Origin of the sequence: Streptomyces sp. PA03-3a (assembly GCF_033792735.1) — a bacterium.
Taxonomy (GTDB): domain Bacteria; phylum Actinomycetota; class Actinomycetes; order Streptomycetales; family Streptomycetaceae; genus Actinacidiphila.
The window spans coordinates 185810-201801 of sequence record NZ_JARAVM010000007.1 but is presented as its reverse complement, the minus strand read 5'-3'; the positions used below and the strand labels follow the sequence as shown (position 1 = coordinate 201801).

15 protein-coding genes are annotated in these 15992 nt (G+C 70.2%); 7 read left to right on the top strand and 8 right to left on the bottom strand.

The genetic code is table 11. The annotated features are described in order from the left end of the window. Positions 1-126: 126 nt before the first annotated feature. From PV342_RS11255 to trxA, 7 genes are all read left to right on the top strand, one after another. Complete coding sequence (locus tag PV342_RS11255; protein WP_500316819.1) at positions 127-2529, top strand: DUF6049 family protein; 2403 nt, start codon at positions 127-129, stop codon at positions 2527-2529. A 33-nt stretch (positions 2530-2562) separates the two neighbouring features. Continuing rightward, entirely contained in the window at positions 2563-4617 is a 2055-nt protein-coding gene (gene murJ, locus PV342_RS11250; protein ID WP_400799699.1) for a murein biosynthesis integral membrane protein MurJ, read from the top strand. A 120-nt stretch (positions 4618-4737) separates the two neighbouring features. Continuing rightward, entirely contained in the window at positions 4738-6474 is a 1737-nt protein-coding gene (locus PV342_RS11245) for a protein kinase family protein (protein WP_400799702.1), read from the top strand. A gap of 19 nt (positions 6475-6493) precedes the next feature. Beyond that, the gene (gene sigM / locus PV342_RS11240; RefSeq protein ID WP_400799705.1) at positions 6494-7186 is read left to right on the top strand and encodes an RNA polymerase sigma factor SigM; all 693 of its coding nucleotides are present in this window, start codon (positions 6494-6496) and stop codon (positions 7184-7186) included. Then, positions 7183-8049 (top strand): RsmA family anti-sigma factor, encoded by an 867-nt coding sequence (locus tag PV342_RS11235; RefSeq protein ID WP_500316817.1) that lies wholly within the window; start codon positions 7183-7185, stop codon positions 8047-8049. The genes sigM and PV342_RS11235 overlap by 4 nt, the downstream gene beginning before the upstream one ends. Before the next feature lie 109 nt (positions 8050-8158). Next, positions 8159-9145, top strand: a complete 987-nt coding sequence (gene trxB / locus PV342_RS11230) for a thioredoxin-disulfide reductase (protein WP_400799710.1) — start codon at positions 8159-8161, stop codon at positions 9143-9145. A gap of 47 nt (positions 9146-9192) precedes the next feature. Further along, positions 9193-9522 (top strand): thioredoxin, encoded by a 330-nt coding sequence (trxA, locus tag PV342_RS11225; RefSeq protein ID WP_018558151.1) that lies wholly within the window; start codon positions 9193-9195, stop codon positions 9520-9522. Between the two features lie 56 nt (positions 9523-9578). Here trxA and PV342_RS11220 read toward each other — a convergent pair whose 3' ends face one another. The 8 genes from PV342_RS11220 to rnpA all read right to left on the bottom strand — a co-directional run bounded on the left by PV342_RS11220 (position 9579) and on the right by rnpA (position 15985). Beyond that, entirely contained in the window at positions 9579-10196 is a 618-nt protein-coding gene (locus PV342_RS11220; RefSeq protein WP_018558150.1) for a GNAT family N-acetyltransferase, read from the bottom strand. Between the two features lie 305 nt (positions 10197-10501). Next, positions 10502-11611: a ParB/RepB/Spo0J family partition protein gene (locus PV342_RS11215; protein ID WP_386989996.1), complete on the bottom strand. Its 1110-nt coding sequence runs from the start codon at positions 11609-11611 to the stop codon at positions 10502-10504. Further along, entirely contained in the window at positions 11608-12657 is a 1050-nt protein-coding gene (locus PV342_RS11210; RefSeq protein WP_078619815.1) for a ParA family protein, read from the bottom strand. The genes PV342_RS11215 and PV342_RS11210 overlap by 4 nt, the downstream gene beginning before the upstream one ends. 251 nt (positions 12658-12908) lie before the next feature. After that, positions 12909-13625, bottom strand: coding sequence for a 16S rRNA (guanine(527)-N(7))-methyltransferase RsmG (gene rsmG, locus PV342_RS11205; protein WP_361000432.1), 717 nt, complete (start codon positions 13623-13625; stop codon positions 12909-12911). 103 nt (positions 13626-13728) lie between these two features. Continuing rightward, on the bottom strand, positions 13729-14226 hold the full coding sequence (locus PV342_RS11200; RefSeq protein ID WP_400799715.1) for a Jag family protein: 498 nt from the start codon (positions 14224-14226) through the stop codon (positions 13729-13731). Positions 14227-14241: 15 nt separating this feature from the next. Beyond that, positions 14242-15291, bottom strand: a complete 1050-nt coding sequence (yidC, locus tag PV342_RS11195; protein ID WP_391576824.1) for a membrane protein insertase YidC — start codon at positions 15289-15291, stop codon at positions 14242-14244. 2 nt (positions 15292-15293) lie between these two features. Further along, the gene (gene yidD, locus PV342_RS11190; RefSeq protein WP_037731476.1) at positions 15294-15614 is read right to left on the bottom strand and encodes a membrane protein insertion efficiency factor YidD; all 321 of its coding nucleotides are present in this window, start codon (positions 15612-15614) and stop codon (positions 15294-15296) included. Continuing rightward, positions 15611-15985 (bottom strand): ribonuclease P protein component, encoded by a 375-nt coding sequence (rnpA, locus tag PV342_RS11185; protein WP_078619814.1) that lies wholly within the window; start codon positions 15983-15985, stop codon positions 15611-15613. Before rnpA ends, yidD begins: the two co-directional genes overlap by 4 nt. Positions 15986-15992 lie beyond the last annotated feature (7 nt).

The following is a 15992-nucleotide window of genomic DNA, read 5'->3' as shown; positions in this document are numbered from 1 at the left end:
GGACCGGTTTACCGGCTCCCGTGATCATGGCCGAGGCCCTCTCGCCCCCGGACTGTATCGATCTTGTGGCCCACTCACAGCACTTAGGGTCATCGAGCATCGTTACCATTCCAGGACGCACATCCGATGACGACGAGGGACGGCCAGCGCGTGGGCGAGGCGGCACAGCACCCCGGAGGAACTCCGGCCCGTTCGAGGCTGCGCCGGGCCACGGCGCTGCTCGTGGGCGCCACCCTCTTCACCGGCCTGGTCCAGGCCCGTACGGCCCCCGCGGCGTACGCGGAGACCTCCAGCGGCCGGACCGTGGACGTGTCGGTGAACTCGCTGTCCCCCACCGCCCCGGCCAAGGGCGACACCCTCACGGTGACGGGCACCGTCACCAACAAGAGCAAGCACACCGTCAGCGGCGCCCACGTCGGCGTGGAGATCGCCCCCCAGGGCCCGCTGGACAGCCGCAGCGCCATCAACGACGTGTCCACCAGTGCGCCCCACACCCTGGCCGACGGCGGGGAGATCGCCGGGCACACCGTCCCGGTCGACGACCTGCCCGCCGGCATCAGCCGCAGTTTCACCCTGAAGGTGCCGGTCAAGGATCTCGGCCTGGGCGCGGACGGCGTCTACCAGCTCGGGGTCTCCCTGACCGGGCAGACCCGTGACCGCGGCTACGACGAGTACCTCGGCATCGAGCGGACCTTCCTCCCCTGGTACCCCGACGGGGATGCCAAGCCGACCCGCTACACCTTCCTGTGGCCGCTGATCGACCGCCCGCACCTCGCCGTGCGCAGCGAGAGCGACGACCAGCAGAGCCCGATCTTCCTCGACGACGACCTCGCCGGGGACCTGGCGCCCGGCGGCCGTCTGCAGCAGATGGTGGCCCTCGGCCGGGATCTGCCCGTCACCTGGGTCATCGACCCGGATCTGCTCTCCACGGTCGACGCGATGACGCGCCGGTACCAGGTCGCCGGCCCCGGCGGTGATCTCGATCACACCACGGCGGGCACCGGCACCGAGAACGCGAAGCGCTGGCTGAGCAGCCTCAAGGAGACCGTGGTCGGGAAGGAGGTCGTCGCGCTGCCCTTCGCCGACCCCGACATCGCCTCCATCGCCCACCGCGGCAAGAGCGTCCCCGGCACCCTCAACCACCTCAAGACCGCCACGGAACTCGCGACGACCACCGTCGAGGTCGTCCTCAACGGCCAGGTCACCCCGGACACGGACGTCTCCTGGCCCGTCGAGGGCGCCGTCGACCGCTCCATCGTCGCCGTGGCCACCTCGGCCGGCGCCGACAAGGTGATCGCCAGCAGCGACAGCCTCGGCGAGCCCGGCGGCCTCAACTACACCCCCACCTCGGCGCGGCCCATCGGCGGGGGCACCACGGCGGTCGTCGCCGATTCCGGGCTCTCCAAGGCTTTCCGGGGCGACATGACGTCGGCCGGTTCCTCGACCCTCGCGATCCAGAAGTACCTGGCGCAGACCCTGATGATCACGATGCAGGCGCCCGACCGGCAGCGCAGCGTCGTGGTCGCCCCGCAGCGGATGGCCAAGGCCTCGCAGGCCCAGGCCATGGCCCAGGCCATCACGGAGGTCGCCGGCAGCGGCTGGGCGGAGACCGCGGACTTCTCCGCGGCGGCGAAGGCCACCCCCGACCCGAGGGCCAACCGCAAGGTCCCCGGCACCGGCGCCTACCCCAAGCGTCTGCGCAAGCAGGAGTTGAGCACCGCGGCCTTCCGCCAGATCCAGGCGACCCAGGGCGAGCTCGACGACTTCATGGCCCTGCTGAGCAAGCCCGACCGGGTGCGGACCCCCTTCGGCAACGCGCTGATGCGCTCGATGTCCACCGAGTGGCGCGGCTCCTCCCACAGGTCGGCCGCCTACCGCACGGCCATCTCCGACTACCTGTCCGACCTGATGAGCCTGGTGTACCTGCTCCCCAAGACCGGGACGCTCACGCTCTCGGGCCGCAGCGGCACCATCCCGGTCACCGTGAAGAACGAGCTCGGCCAGACGGTGAAGGGCCTGGAGCTGCGTCTCACCTCCAGCCAGGGCAACAGCCTCGACCCGGGCGACGCGCAGCCCGTGACCGTCGAGGGCGGCCACACCCGCTCCCTGAAGTTCGAGGGCACCGCCGCCCGCAACGGCCTGAACACGATCACGGCCCAGCTCTACACGGCCGACGGCGCCAAGTTCAGCACGCCCATCACCTTCCAGGTGGATGTCACCTCCATCACATCCTCCGTCATGCTGGTGATCGCCGCCGGGCTCCTGCTGCTCGTGCTGGCGGGTGCCCGGATGTACCACCAGCGCAAGCGCCGCGCGGCGTCCGGGGGCGGGGACGACGACGCCGACCCCTCCGGGGACGACGCGGACCCGTCGGCCGACGGGGAGACGGGCGAGGACGAGGACGACGCCGGTGAAGGCACCATGGGTGACCGGGACGGCGTCCGTGACGAGCAGCCGGGTGACCTGGCGCCGGACACCTCCCCGGAAAGTACGGACCCGTCCGGGACGGGTGAGAAGGTGGACCGATAGCCAGCGAGCCATGGCCGATGAGGTGGGGCAGAGATGAACGCACCGTACGACGGTGAGCGCGAACGGGAAGCCGGGGAGCGGTTCCCCGAGCAGCACCCTGCCGCGCCCGACCCGTACCTGCAGGACACCTACGCCCGCGATCCGTACCGGCGGCAGGATCCGACCGTTGAGGACCCGGTGGGCGAGGCGCTCTACGACCGCGCCGCGCACCCGCCGGCCCAGCCGCATGCCTACGGGCCGCCGTACGCGCACCAGGAGCCGTACCGCATGCCGTACGCCGACGACGCCAACACGCGGTACGTCGGCGTCGACGAGCTGGTCTCCAACGCGCCGGACGAGGACGGCAGGCCCGCCCGGCCGGACGAGTACGCCCACCTCTTCCGCGACGAGCCGGTGGAGACCGCCCCCGCGGAGCCCGAACCCGCGGCGGCGCCCGCGGCCGGGAAGTCCGGCGGACGGGCCGGCAGCATCCTCAAGTCCAGCGCCCTCATGGCGGCCGGCACCCTCGTCTCCCGGGTCACCGGATTCCTGCGCACCCTGGTCATGGCGGCCGCGATCGGCGTCGGCACCCTGAACGACGGCTACCAGGTCGCCAACACCCTGCCCACGATGATCTACATCCTGGTCGGCGGCGGCGCGATCAACGCGGTCTTCATCCCGCAGCTCGTACGCGCCATGAAGAACGACGAGGACGGCGGCGAGGCGTACGCCAACCGTCTGCTCACCCTGGTCGCCGTCGGTCTGGCGGCCGTCACCGCCGTCTGTGTGGTCGCCGCACCGCTCTTCATCCGGGCGATGTCCCACGACATCGCCTCCGACCCGGTCAGGTTCGAGGTCGCGGTCACCTTCGCCCGCTACTGCATCCCCACCATGTTCTTCATGGGGGTGCACGTCGTGCTCGGGCAGATCCTCAACGCCCGCGGCCGCTTCGGCGCGATGATGTGGACCCCGGTCCTCAACAACGTCGTCATCATCGCCACCTTCGGCGCCTTCATCTGGGCCTTCGGCTCGTTCACCAGCACCGGTGTCTCCTCGCAGACCATCACCCCCGAGGGCGTCCGCCTGCTCGGCCTCGGCACCCTGCTGGGCCTGACCGTGCAGGCCCTGGCGATGGTCCCCTACCTGCGTGAGGCCGGATTCCGGATCAGGCCGCGGTTCGACTGGCGCGGCCACGGCCTCGGACACGCGGCGAAGCTGGCCAAGTGGACCTTCTTCTTCGTCCTCGCCAACCAGATCGGCCTGATCGTCCTCACCCAGTTCGCCACGGCGGCCGGTTCGACGGCCGAGCAGGGCGGCCACGAGGGCACCGGCATCACCGCCTTCAACTACGCGCTGCTCCTGTGGCAGATGCCGCAGGCCATCATCACCGTCTCCGTCATGACGGCCGTGCTCCCGCGGATCTCCCGCGCGGCGGCCGACGGGGACGCCGCCGCGGTCCGCGACGACCTCTCCTACGGCCTGCGGACCTCGGGCGTGGCCATCGTGCCCGCCGCCTTCGCCTTCCTCGCGCTCGGCCTCCCCATCGCCACCCTGCTCTACAGCAGCTCCGGTGAGGGCGCGGTGAACATCGGCTTCGTGCTGATGGCCTTCGGGCTGGGCCTGATCCCCTTCTCGGTGCAGTACATCGTCCTGCGCGGCTTCTACGCGTACGAGGACACCCGCACCCCCTTCTACAACACCGTCATCGTCGCGATCTGCAACGCCACCGCGGCCGCCGCCTGCTACTTCCTGCTGCCCGCCCGGTGGGCGGTGGTGGGCATGGCCGCCGGCTACGGACTGGCCTACGCGATCGGCGTCGGAGTGGCGGTCAAGCGGCTGCGCAGGCGCCTCGGCGGCGACATCGACGGCAAGCGCGTCGTCCGCACCTACGCCAGGCTCTTCGGCGCGTGCATCCCCGCCGCAGCGGGTGCCGGGGCCGTCGTCTACGGTGTCTGGCACTCGCTGGGTCACGGCGCTGCCGCCTCGTTGCTGTCGCTGGTGCTCGGCGCCGCTGTGCTGGGCGGAATCTTCTTCATCGCCGCCAAGCGCATGCGCGTCGAGGAGATGACGGCCATGGTCGGCATGGTCAGGGGCCGGCTGGGCCGCTGACGGCGCGTACCGCGCAACCTTCGGGGGCCGTCGTGTGTCGTGCATAGCGGTGGACTGTTGGCACAATTGTCCTCGGCTGTGTTGTCAGATCTTGCAACGGATGGGGAGGCAGGAACGACGGTGGCGGAACGGAGCACGGCTGCCGTCGGAGTGGCCAACGAGGGCGGCGACAAGCAGCTCGCCGCCCAAGCGGAAAGTGCCACGGCCGACGAGGCGACGGACCGAAGCGAAGAGCAGGACGCGCCACAGCAGACCCCCCCTGAGGAGACAGCACCGACCAATTCCGAGCCGCCCGAGCTCCACAGCGGCCACAAGCTCGCCGGGCGCTACCGCCTGGAGGAGTGCCTCACCCGTGCCGACGGCTTCAGCAGCTGGAGGGCCGTCGACGAGAAGCTGCGCCGGGCCGTGGGCATCCACACCCTGCCCGCCGACCACAGCCGGGCCCGCTCGGTGCTGGCGGCGGCCCGCTCCGCGGCCCTTCTCGGCGACCCGCGCTTCGTGCAGGTCCTCGACGCGGTCGAGGAGAACGACCTCGTCTACGTGATCCACGAGTGGCTCCCTGACGCGCGGGAACTCACCACCCTGATCGCCGCCGACCCGCTGGAGCCGCACGAGGCCCACCAGATGGTCAACCAGATCTCCCAAGCCATGGCCGCCGCCCACCGCGAGGGCCTGGCCCATCTCCGTCTCGGCCCCGACGCGGTCCTGCGCACCGAGGCCGGCCAGTACCGCATCCGTGGTCTGGCGGTCGCCGCCGCGCTGCGCGGCATCTCCTCGGAGCGCCCGCAGCGCGAGGACACCGAGGCCATCGGGGCCCTCCTGTACGCCTCGCTCACCCAGCGCTGGCCGTACCCGAAGGACGAGCACGGGCTCACCGGCCTCCCCAAGGACGTCGGCCTCGTCGCGCCCGACCAGGTGCGGGCGGGCGTCCACCGCGGGCTGTCGGAGGTCGCCATGCGCGCCCTCGTCAACGACGGGGCGACGGCCTCCCGCGAGCCGGAGCCGTGCACCACCCCCGAGGAACTGGCCAAGGCCGTCGCCGCGATCCCAAAGATCCGGCCGCCCGAGCCGACCATGACGTCCTTCTCGGGCACCACGTACCAGCAGGGCTCCTACCGCCAGAACTCCGGGGGGCCCACGTCCCCCGGCGTCACGACGGTCCTCCCCTCCCCGCCGCCGCCGGCCCTGCCCGGCCGCACCGGCAAGGCCCTCAAGTGGTCCGTGTCGGCCCTCCTCATCGTCGCTCTGGGCCTCGGCAGCTGGCAGCTCGCGGAGACGCTCATGGACCGCGAGCACCAGGCGAAGTCCGGTGGCACCTCCACGTCCCACAACACGGGCGGCGAGGGGGGCAGCGACAACGGCGGCGCGAACCAGGTGACGCTGAAGCCGCTCCCCGTCCAGGGGGCGGCCGAGTACGCGCCCTACGGCGGGGCCCAGCACCCGAACGACGTCGATGCCACGTACGACAGCAAGACGTCCACGTACTGGCGCACGAACAGCTTCGCCGACGGCCCCGAATTCGCCCCCTCCGTCAAGAAGGGCGTCGGCATCGCCTACGACCTGGGAGCGGCGAGGAAGCTCGGCCAGGCGTCAATAGAGTTCTACTACGGCGGCGACCACACGACGGTCACCCTCTACGCGGCCGACTCGCTGGCCTCCACGGCCGAGCCGGGCCAGCTGAAGAAACTGGCCACCGTCACCACCGACGGCAAGGCGGCGAAGCTCACGCTGAAGGCACCCGTGGAAACGCGTTACGTCGTGGTCTGGCTGACCGCTCTCCCCTACTCGGAGACCGACGGATACTCCGGCGCCGGCCACAAGCAAGCCATCACCAATGTGAGGTTCGAGGGGCAGTAGCCCCGCGGGGAGGGGGACGGTGGCCACGCAGGGCACGGGCGGGGAGATCAGCGACAGCGACCTCCTCGCCCGCCATGTCGCGGGGGACCCGAACGCGTTCGGGGAACTCGTCCGCCGGCACCGCGACCGGCTCTGGGCGGTGGCGCTGCGGACCCTGGGGGACCGCGAGGAGGCCGCCGACGCCGTGCAGGACGCGCTCGTCTCGGCCTTCCGCTCCGCCCACACCTTCCGCGGGCAGTCGGCCGTCACGACCTGGCTGCACCGCATCACCGTGAACGCGTGCCTCGACCGGGCCCGCAAGGCCGCCTCGCGCCGTACCGCCACGGTCACAGACGAGAAGCAGTTCGAGGAACTGCTCGAACCGCACGAGTCCGCCGCCGCCCCCGCCGAGCGGGGCGAGCTGCACCGGGAACTGCTGCGGGCGCTCGCGACGCTCCCCGTGGAACAGCGGGCGGCCCTGGTTCTGGTCGACATGCAGGGCTACCCCGTGGCCGAGGCCGCCGCCGTTCTCGACGTGCCGGCGGGGACGGTCAAGAGCAGATGCGCCCGAGGCAGAGCACGGCTGCTGCCGCTCCTGTCCCACCTGCGGGACGCGCCGGGGAGTAGGCGAGATCGGGCAGGGGGAAGGAACCGGACGGAGAACGCATCCGTCCCAGAGACGGAGACCCGGCCGGGCCACGGCTTCACACAGGGCGGAGGTGGACACCCATGACGTCGACGACGGGTACGGACGAGCACCCCGAGGTCGCCGAGATCTCGGCACTCACCGAGGGCATCCTCCCGCCCGAGCGCTCGGCCGACGTCCGCGGGCACATCGACGGCTGCGCGCTCTGCGCCGACGTACGTGCCTCACTGGACGAGATCCGCGGGCTGCTGGGCACGCTGCCCGGCCCGCCGCGGATGCCCGCCGACATCGCCGGCCGGATCGATGCCGCGCTCGCCGCGGAGGCGCTGCTCGCCTCGGCCGGCGATGCCGATGTTTCACGTGAAACAGAAGCCGCGGGACCTCCTCGTGTTTCACGTGAAACATCCGCGCCGGTCGCCGGACGGCCCTCCGGCCGCGGCGCCGGCCCCAGCGGCCCCGGCCGCCCCGGCGCCCGATCCCGCCGCCGCTGGGGGAAGGCGGTCCTCGTCGCCGCCTCCGCGGCCGTCGTGGTCGGCCTCGGCTCCTTCCTCGCCCAGTCCACCTGGGACGCCGGGGGAACGGCCGACCGTCAGTCGTCGGCGGACTCCGGCGTGGGTGCCAAGGCTGACGCCGACACGCTCGGCGTGCAGGTACACGATCTGCTGACACGCGGCACGAGCAGCCGCCCGGAGAGCAAGCCCTCCCAACAGTCCCCGATGGTCGGTATGGAGAGCGCCACGCCGTCGTGTGTCCTGGAGGCCGTGGACCGCCGGGAGGCCCCTATCGCCGTCCGACGGGGCAGGTACGAGAGCATGGACTCCTATCTGGTCGTGCTGCCGCACAAGGGCGACCCCGCACTGGTGGACGCCTACGTCGTGGACGCCTCGTGCACCAGCGCACAGCCGGCCGCCACGGGCACCCTCCTCCGTGAGGAGACATACCCTCGCTAGCGCCACGCCGACGGGAATGCCCGGACCGTAGGATCCGTTAGGCGGGATGACAATGGTCCCGCCGCCGAGGCACCCGGCGAATCGGTACAGCAGAGACGAGGAAGAACCCGTGAGCGACGTCCGAAACGTGATCATCATCGGTTCCGGGCCGGCGGGATACACAGCCGCGCTCTACACCGCCCGCGCCTCCCTCAAGCCCCTGGTCTTCGAAGGTGCGGTCACGGCCGGCGGTGCCCTGATGACCACGACCGAGGTGGAGAACTTCCCGGGCTTCCGTGACGGCATCATGGGCCCCGACCTCATGGAGAACATGCGGGCCCAGGCCGAGCGCTTCGGTGCCGAGCTGATCCCGGACGACATCGTCGAGGTCGACCTCGAGGGCGACATCAAGACCGTCACCGACTCCGCGGGCACCGTCCACCGGGCGAGGGCCGTCATCGTCGCCACCGGTTCCCAGCACCGCAAGCTCGGGCTCCCCAACGAGGACCAGCTCTCCGGTCGCGGTGTCTCCTGGTGCGCCACCTGTGACGGCTTCTTCTTCAAGGACCACGAGATCGCCGTCATCGGCGGTGGCGACACCGCCCTGGAGGAGGCGACCTTCCTCTCGCGCTTCGCCAAGAGCGTGCAGGTGGTTCACCGCCGGGACACCCTGCGCGCCTCCAAGGCCATGCAGGAGCGTGCCTTCGCCGACCCGAAGATCTCCTTCCTCTGGGACAGCGAGGTCGCCGAGATCAACGGTGACGGCAAGCTCTCCGGCCTGGTCCTGCGGAACACCAAGTCCGGCGAGACCTCCGAGCTGCCGGTCACCGGACTGTTCATCGCGATCGGCCACGACCCCCGGACCGAGCTGTTCAAGGGCGTCCTCGACCTGGACGAGGAGGGCTACCTCAAGGTCGAGTCGCCCAGTACGCGTACGAAGATCCCCGGTGTCTTCGCCGCGGGTGACGTCGTGGACCACACCTACCGCCAGGCGATCACCGCCGCGGGCACCGGTTGCTCCGCCGCCCTGGACGCCGAGCGCTACCTCGCCGCTCTGAGCGACGCGGGCAGCGAGCACACCCGCGAGCCCGAGCAGACCGCCGCCGCGGTCGTCTGACCGCACCGAAAAATCAACTACCCGTCCTACACACCGAGGAGACAGCCGTGGCCGGCAACACCAAGACCGTGACCGATGCGACCTTCGACGAGGAGGTCCTGTCGAGCGACAAGCCCGTGCTCGTCGACTTCTGGGCCGAGTGGTGCGGTCCGTGCCGCCAGATCGCCCCGTCCCTCGAGGCGATCGCCGCGGAGCACGGCGAGCAGATCACCATCGTCAAGCTGAACATCGACGAGAACCCGGTCACCGCCGCCAAGTACGGCGTCATGTCGATCCCGACCCTCAACGTCTACAAGGGCGGTGAGGTTGTGAAGACCATCGTCGGCGCCAAGCCGAAGGCCGCCATCGAGCGCGACCTGGCCGACTTCATCGGCTGAGCACCGCAGACGGATGCGAAAGGGCCCGCCCCCGTGAGGGGCGGGCCCTTCGTCGTTCACAGGGGGCGCAGCGCCGGTTCCTTCTGCACGGCGCCGAGCAGCCGGTCGATCGCCATCTCGACGTCCTCCTTCCAGGAGATCGTCGTCCGCAGTTCAAGCCGCAGCCGCGGGAACCGCGGGTGCGGCCGCACCGTCTTGAAGCCGACGGCCAGGAGGTGTTCGGCGGGCAGGACGCACGCGGGCTCCTCCCAGCGCGCGTCACCGAAAGCCTCGATCGCCCGGAAGCCCCGCCGCACCAGGTCCTTGGCCATCGTCTGCACCAGCACCCGGCCCAGCCCCTGTCCCTGGAAGCCCGGGAGGATCCTGGCGGTCATCAGCTGGACCGCGTCGGCGGAGACGGGGCTCGTGGGGAAGGCCGTCGAGCGCGGCACATAGGCCGGCGGAGCGTAGAGCACGAAGCCGGCGGGCACCTCGTCCACGTAGACGACACGGCCGCAGGATCCCCACTCCAGCAGCACCGCGGAGATCCAGGCCTCCTTCTCCAGCTCCGGCTTGCCGGCCTGGACGGCGGCTTCTCCGCTTACCGGGTCGAGTTCCCAGAAGACGCACGCACGGCAGCGGTTGGGGAGATCCGGGAGGTTGTCCAGCGTGAGCGGAACGAGCCGACGGCCCATGAGGTCTGACCCTCGTTTCTGTCGTGGACCCAACTGCCGACGAAGCCACCCACGGCGCCCAGCCCGAGCCCCGCTGCGAGAAGGGCGGCCCTCTGCCAATCGTGCTCCACTCCAACGCGCCGCACCGATCGCATGAGCCCCTCCTCGGAGGTAGTGCTCCATCCCGTACGCATCGTATCCGCGGGCGGACAAGTCCGACACCGGAGCAACGCGAACGGCCCAGCAAAAAAGCGGGTCACATCCCTCTCGGGATGCGACCCGCTCCGAAGTCGTGGTCCGTCACAGGACGGTGAGGAGCTCGGCGGTCACTCCTCCTCGTCGGTCTCCTCGGTGAGCGACCGCTGGAGGACCGTGCCCTCGCCCGGCGCCATCGAGCCGAGGATGCGCTCCAGATCTTCTATCGAGGCGAACTCCACGACGATCTTCCCGCGCTTCTGTCCCAAGTCCACCTTCACCCGGGTCTCGAAGCGGTCCGAGAGCCGAAGCGCGAGATCGGTCAGGGCCGGGGCCATCCGCTTGGCGGCCCGGGGCGCGGGCGCCTTCCGGGCAGGCTGGGACTCGGAGTTCATCACATGCACGATCTCCTCGACCGCGCGCACCGAGAGGCCCTCGGCCACGATCCGGCTGGCGAGCCGGTCCTGGTCCTCCACGTCCTCCAGGGCGAGCAGGGAGCGGGCGTGCCCAGCGGAGAGCACGCCGGCCGCCACACGCCGCTGTACGGGCGCGGAGAGCTTCAGCAGGCGAAGGGTGTTGGAGACCTGGGAGCGGGACCGGCCGATGCGGTCGGCGAGCTGCTCGTGAGTGCAGGCGAAGTCCTTGAGGAGCTGGTCGTAGGCGGCCGCCTCCTCCAGCGGGTTCAGCTGGGCACGGTGCAGGTTCTCCAGGAGGGCGTCCAGGAGAAGCTTCTCGTCGTCGGTGGCCCGCACGATCGCGGGGATGGCCTCCAGGCCCGCCTCACGGCTGGCCCGCCAGCGCCGCTCGCCCATGATGAGCTCGTAGCGCTCCGACCCGACCTGACGGACGACGACCGGCTGCAGAAGGCCGACCTCCTTGATGGAGGTGACCAGCTCGGCCAGCGCGTCCTCGTCGAAGACCTCTCGCGGCTGCCGCGGGTTGGGGATGATCGCGTCCAGCGGCAGTTCCGCGAAGTACGCCCCCGCCACCATGGGCGGCTCCTGGGGTGCGATGGCCTCCGGCGTTTCACGTGAAACCGGGATCGTCGCGGTTCCCTCACGGCCCTGCTGATCCACCAGGGCCGCCACCTTGGCGGCGGCGACACCTCGTTCCGGCGCCAGGACCGGCGTGGCGGTCGCCGCCGTCGCCACCGCGGTCGCGGCTGCCGCGTCGGCACCGTTCGGTGCGGCGGGAATCAGCGCGCCGAGACCACGGCCGAGTCCTCTGCGTCGCTCACTCACTGGTTCCCCTCCGAGGTGTTCAGCTCTTTGAGCTCTTGGGTGCGTCCCAGGCCACGCATGGCCATCTCGCGTGCCGCTTCAAGGTACGACAACGCTCCACTCGAACCCGGATCGTAGGTCAGCACCGTCTGACCGTAGCTGGGGGCCTCCGAGATGCGAACCGAGCGCGGGATGCTCGTGCTCAGCACCTCCTTGCCGAAGTGGGTACGGACCTCCTCGGCGACCTGCGAGGCGAGCCGGGTCCGGCCGTCGTACATGGTCAGCAGGATGGTGGAGACATGGAGCTTGGGGTTGAGGTGGCCTCGGACCAGCTCCACGTTGCGGAGCAGCTGTCCCAGGCCCTCCAGTGCGTAGTACTCGCACTGGATCGGGATGAGAACCTCGGCGCCGGCCACCATGGCGTTGACGGTCAGCAGACCGAGCGAGGGCGGGCAGTCGATGAGGATGTAGTCCAGCGGCTGCTCATAGGCCTCGATGGCCCGCTGCAGCCGGCTCTCCCGGGCCACCAGGGAGACCAGTTCGATCTCGGCACCCGCCAGGTCGATGGTGGCGGGAGCGCAGAAGAGGCCCTCCACGTCCGGCACCGGCTGGACGACATCGGAGAGAGGCTTGCTCTCCACCAGCACGTCGTAGATGGACGGGACCTCGGAGTGGTGGTCGATCCCGAGGGCGGTGGAGGCGTTGCCCTGGGGGTCGAGGTCGACGACCAGCACCCGGGCCCCGTGCAGGGCCAGGGAGGCGGCCATGTTGACCGTGGTGGTGGTCTTGCCGACCCCACCCTTCTGGTTGGCGACCACGACCACTCGGGTCTGGGGTGGGCGGGGGAGTCCTTCACCGGCCCGCCCCAGTGCCTCCACGGCCAGTTGGGCGGCGCGGCCGATGGGGGTGTCGTCCATCGGGGGCGGTGTTTCACGTGAAACATCGTCCCCGAACGGCTCGGTGCGGGGACCGGGGACCGGATCGGTCATCGGTCCCGCGATGTTGGCGTCGGACCGCAAGGATTCACTCTCCTCGACTACAAGCTCGCAATGAACAGAGCCTGCCATGCTTTCGGGGTCGCGAACCAGTGAGGACCGTTCTCCTGTGGATGAATCCACCGGTTGAGTCACCGAATGGGTCATCTCGGCGGTCCGATGAGAGAGCGATTCGGCCGCGGCACGGGCCCGGCCAAGGATTCCTGGAAGCAGAAAGCGCCGTTTCACGTGAAACACGATGCGCAGCGCCGCGACCGTTTCCTACACGACACTCCGGATTATGTACGTATGGCCGTTTGTATGGAGCACAGCGCGGGCCGCGGTCAGTGCTGGCGGCGACGGCTCGCCCGGGCCGCCTTGGCCCGCCGGGTCGCCCCGCGCACACCTCCGGGGCTCTCCCCCGCGAGCACCCGCACCACGGTCGACAACGGTTCCACGATCCCCTCGCCGACCTGCACCACGGAGGTCTCCACCGCCCCGAGGCGGCTCAGTGCGGCACGCGCGGCCTTCAGCTCCTCCTCGGCCGTGTCCCCCTTGAGGACCGTCATCTCCCCGTGCGGACGCAGCAGCGGAAGCCCCCAGCCGGCGAGCCTTTCCAGCGGTGCCACGGCACGCGCCGTCACCACGTCCACCGGCGGCACCTTGCCGACCATCTCCTCGGCGCGGCCACGCACCACCACGACGTTGGACAGCCCCAGCAACCGCACGGCCTCCTCGAGGAAGGTCGTCCGGCGCAGCAGCGGTTCCAGCAGGGTGATGCTGAGGTCCGGCCGGGTCAGTGCCAGCGGAATGCCCGGAAGCCCCGCGCCCGAGCCCACGTCGCAGACCGAGACGCCCTGGGGGATCACCTCGGCGAGCACCGCGCAGTTCAGCAGGTGGCGCTCCCACAACCGGGGCACCTCCCGCGGACCGATCAGCCCGCGGCGCACGCCCGCGTCGGCCAGCAGTTCCGCGTACCGCACCGCGTCCGCGAAGCGCTCCCCGAACACCTCACGTGCCGCCTCCGGCGCCGGGGGAAGCTCCGCCGCTGCCTCCGTCACGAGAACCGTCCTTCCGTTGTTACGGGCTTTCACCAGGCTGACAAGGTTCGGCCCCGCCTGCGAACAGACGGGGCCGAGTGAGTACCGCTGAGACCGGGGGAGGTCAGGAAGCCGGGAGAACGACCACCCGGCGCTCGGGCTCCTCGCCCTCGGACTCGCTGCGCAGCCCCGCGGCGGCCACGGCGTCGTGGACGACCTTGCGCTCGAAGGGCGTCATCGGCTTGAGCTTGATTGGCTCGCCGGAGCCCTTGACCTCCTCGGCCGCCTTCTCGCCCAGCTCCGTCAGCTCGGCCCGCTTCTGCGCCCGGAAGCCGGCGATGTCCAGCATCAGCCGGCTGCGGTCGCCGGTCTCCCGGTGGACCGCGAGCCGGGTCAGTTCCTGGAGCGCCTCCAGCACCTCGCCGTCCCGGCCGACGAGCTTGTTCAGGTCGCGGCTCGACGAGTCGCCGACGATGGAGACCGAGGCCCGGTCTCCCTCGACGTCCATGTCGATGTCACCGTCGAGGTCGGCGATGTCCAGCAGCCCCTCGAGGTAGTCGGCCGCGATCTCGCCCTCCTGCTCGAGGCGGGTGAGCGCGTCCGTGGTGTTGCCGTCCGTCACGGCGGGACTCCTCTGCTACTTCTTCTTCGACAGGTTCGGCTTGTCCGCGCCGCTGCTCGGCTTGGGCTTGGGCTTGGTGCTCGCGGCCGCCCCGCCTCCCGGCTTGGGCTTGGTGCCACCCGCACCGGCCGGCTGCGCGGGGCCGCCCGTCTGGCGCTGGGACTTGGTCTGGCGCTTGGGCTGGGAACGCTTCACCGGCGCCGCGTCCTGCGGCTCCTGGGCGGCGGCGGGCTCGACCTTCAGCTTGCCCTTGGCCTTCAGTCGCTCTTCGCGCTGCTTGAAGGCGAGGCTGCCAGGGGTCGGGTTCCGGCGGATGACGAACATCTGCTGCCCCATGGTCCACACGTTGGTGGTCAGCCAGTAGATGAGGACACCGACGGGGAAGTTGATGCCGAAGACGGCGAACATGATCGGGAAGACGTACATCAGCATCTTCTGCTGCTGCATGAACGGCGTCTTCACCGTCATGTCGACGTTCTTCGTCATCAGCTGGCGCTGCGTGTAGAACTGCGAGGCCGACATCAGGACGATCATGATGACCGTGACCACGCGGACGTCGGTGACCGAGGCGCCCAGCGAGGCGAGCTTGTCGGCGCTGTCGGTGAACTTCGCGGCGAGCGGGGCACCGAAGATGTGCGCCTTCTGGGCGCTGTTGACCAGGTCCTGGCTCATCACGCCGACCTGCTTGCCCTGAGCGATGTAGCTCAGCACGTGGTACAGCGAGAAGAAGAAGGGGGACTGCGCCAGGATCGGAAGGCACGAGGAGAGCGGGTTGGTGCCCGTCTCCTTGTACAGCTTCATCATCTCTTCGGACTGACGCTGCTTGTCGTTCTTGTAGCGCTCCTGGATCGCCTTCATCTTGGGCTGGAGCGCCTGCATGTTCCGGGTCGACTTGATCTGCTTCACGAACAGCGGGATCAGGCAGATCCGGATCAGGACCACCAGGGAGACGATCGACAGGCCCCAGGCCAGGCCGCCGTCCTTGTCAAAGACGAGGCCGTACAGCGAGTGGAACTGGACAATGATCCACGAAACGGCATCGTAGAGGGGGTTCAAGATCCCCACGGTCAGGCTCCTTGGGCATGAGGCGTCTCGACGGGCTCGGGAGTAACGGACCCGCCCGGTGCGTCACCCCGGAGGGCTTCGCGCAGGCGAGCGTGCCACGGCGGGCGCTTGCGCGGCGGGACATGGTCCACACCGCCCAGCGACCACGGGTTGCAACGCAGGATCCGCCACGCGGTCAGGGCAGTGCCCTTGATCGCGCCGTGCCGATCGATCGCCGTATACCCGTAGTGCGAACACGAGGGGTAGTACTTGCAGACCGGACCGAGCAACGGGCTGATGGTCCACTGGTAAATCTTGATCAAGGCCAGCAACGGGTACTTCATAGCGCCACCCCCAGGAGCCTCCCGAGGGCGGCATCCAGGTCTCGGGCCAGCTGTGAATGGTCTGCGTCACCCGCACCGGGCAGCGCTCGTACGACTACCAGGCTACCGGGGGGCAGCACGGACAGACGTTCGCGGACCAGGTGACGAAGCCGACGCTTGACCAGGTTCCGGGTCACCGCGCCACCGACGGCCTTGCTCACGACGAAACCCGCACGCGCCGGGGAGGCAGTCCCCCCCGCTGCGTGCGGGTCCCTTGTGTCACTGTCGGTGCGCAGGTGGACGACCAGGAGTGGACGTCCGGCCCGGCGTCCTCGACGCACCGCGATCGCGAAGTCCTGCCGCCGCCTCAGCCGATTCTCGGTGGGCAGCACGACTCAC

Coding starts and splice junctions, on each gene's coding strand:
- PV342_RS11255 (WP_500316819.1), top strand. CDS start 127: ATGACGACGAGGGACGGCCAGCGCGTGGGCGAGGCGGCACAGCACCCC.
- murJ (WP_400799699.1), top strand. CDS start 2,563: ATGAACGCACCGTACGACGGTGAGCGCGAACGGGAAGCCGGGGAGCGG.
- PV342_RS11235 (WP_500316817.1), top strand. CDS start 7,183: ATGACGTCGACGACGGGTACGGACGAGCACCCCGAGGTCGCCGAGATC.
- PV342_RS11220 (WP_018558150.1), bottom strand. CDS start 10,196: ATGGGCCGTCGGCTCGTTCCGCTCACGCTGGACAACCTCCCGGATCTC.
- PV342_RS11210 (WP_078619815.1), bottom strand. CDS start 12,657: ATGGCAGGCTCTGTTCATTGCGAGCTTGTAGTCGAGGAGAGTGAATCC.
- yidD (WP_037731476.1), bottom strand. CDS start 15,614: ATGAAGTACCCGTTGCTGGCCTTGATCAAGATTTACCAGTGGACCATC.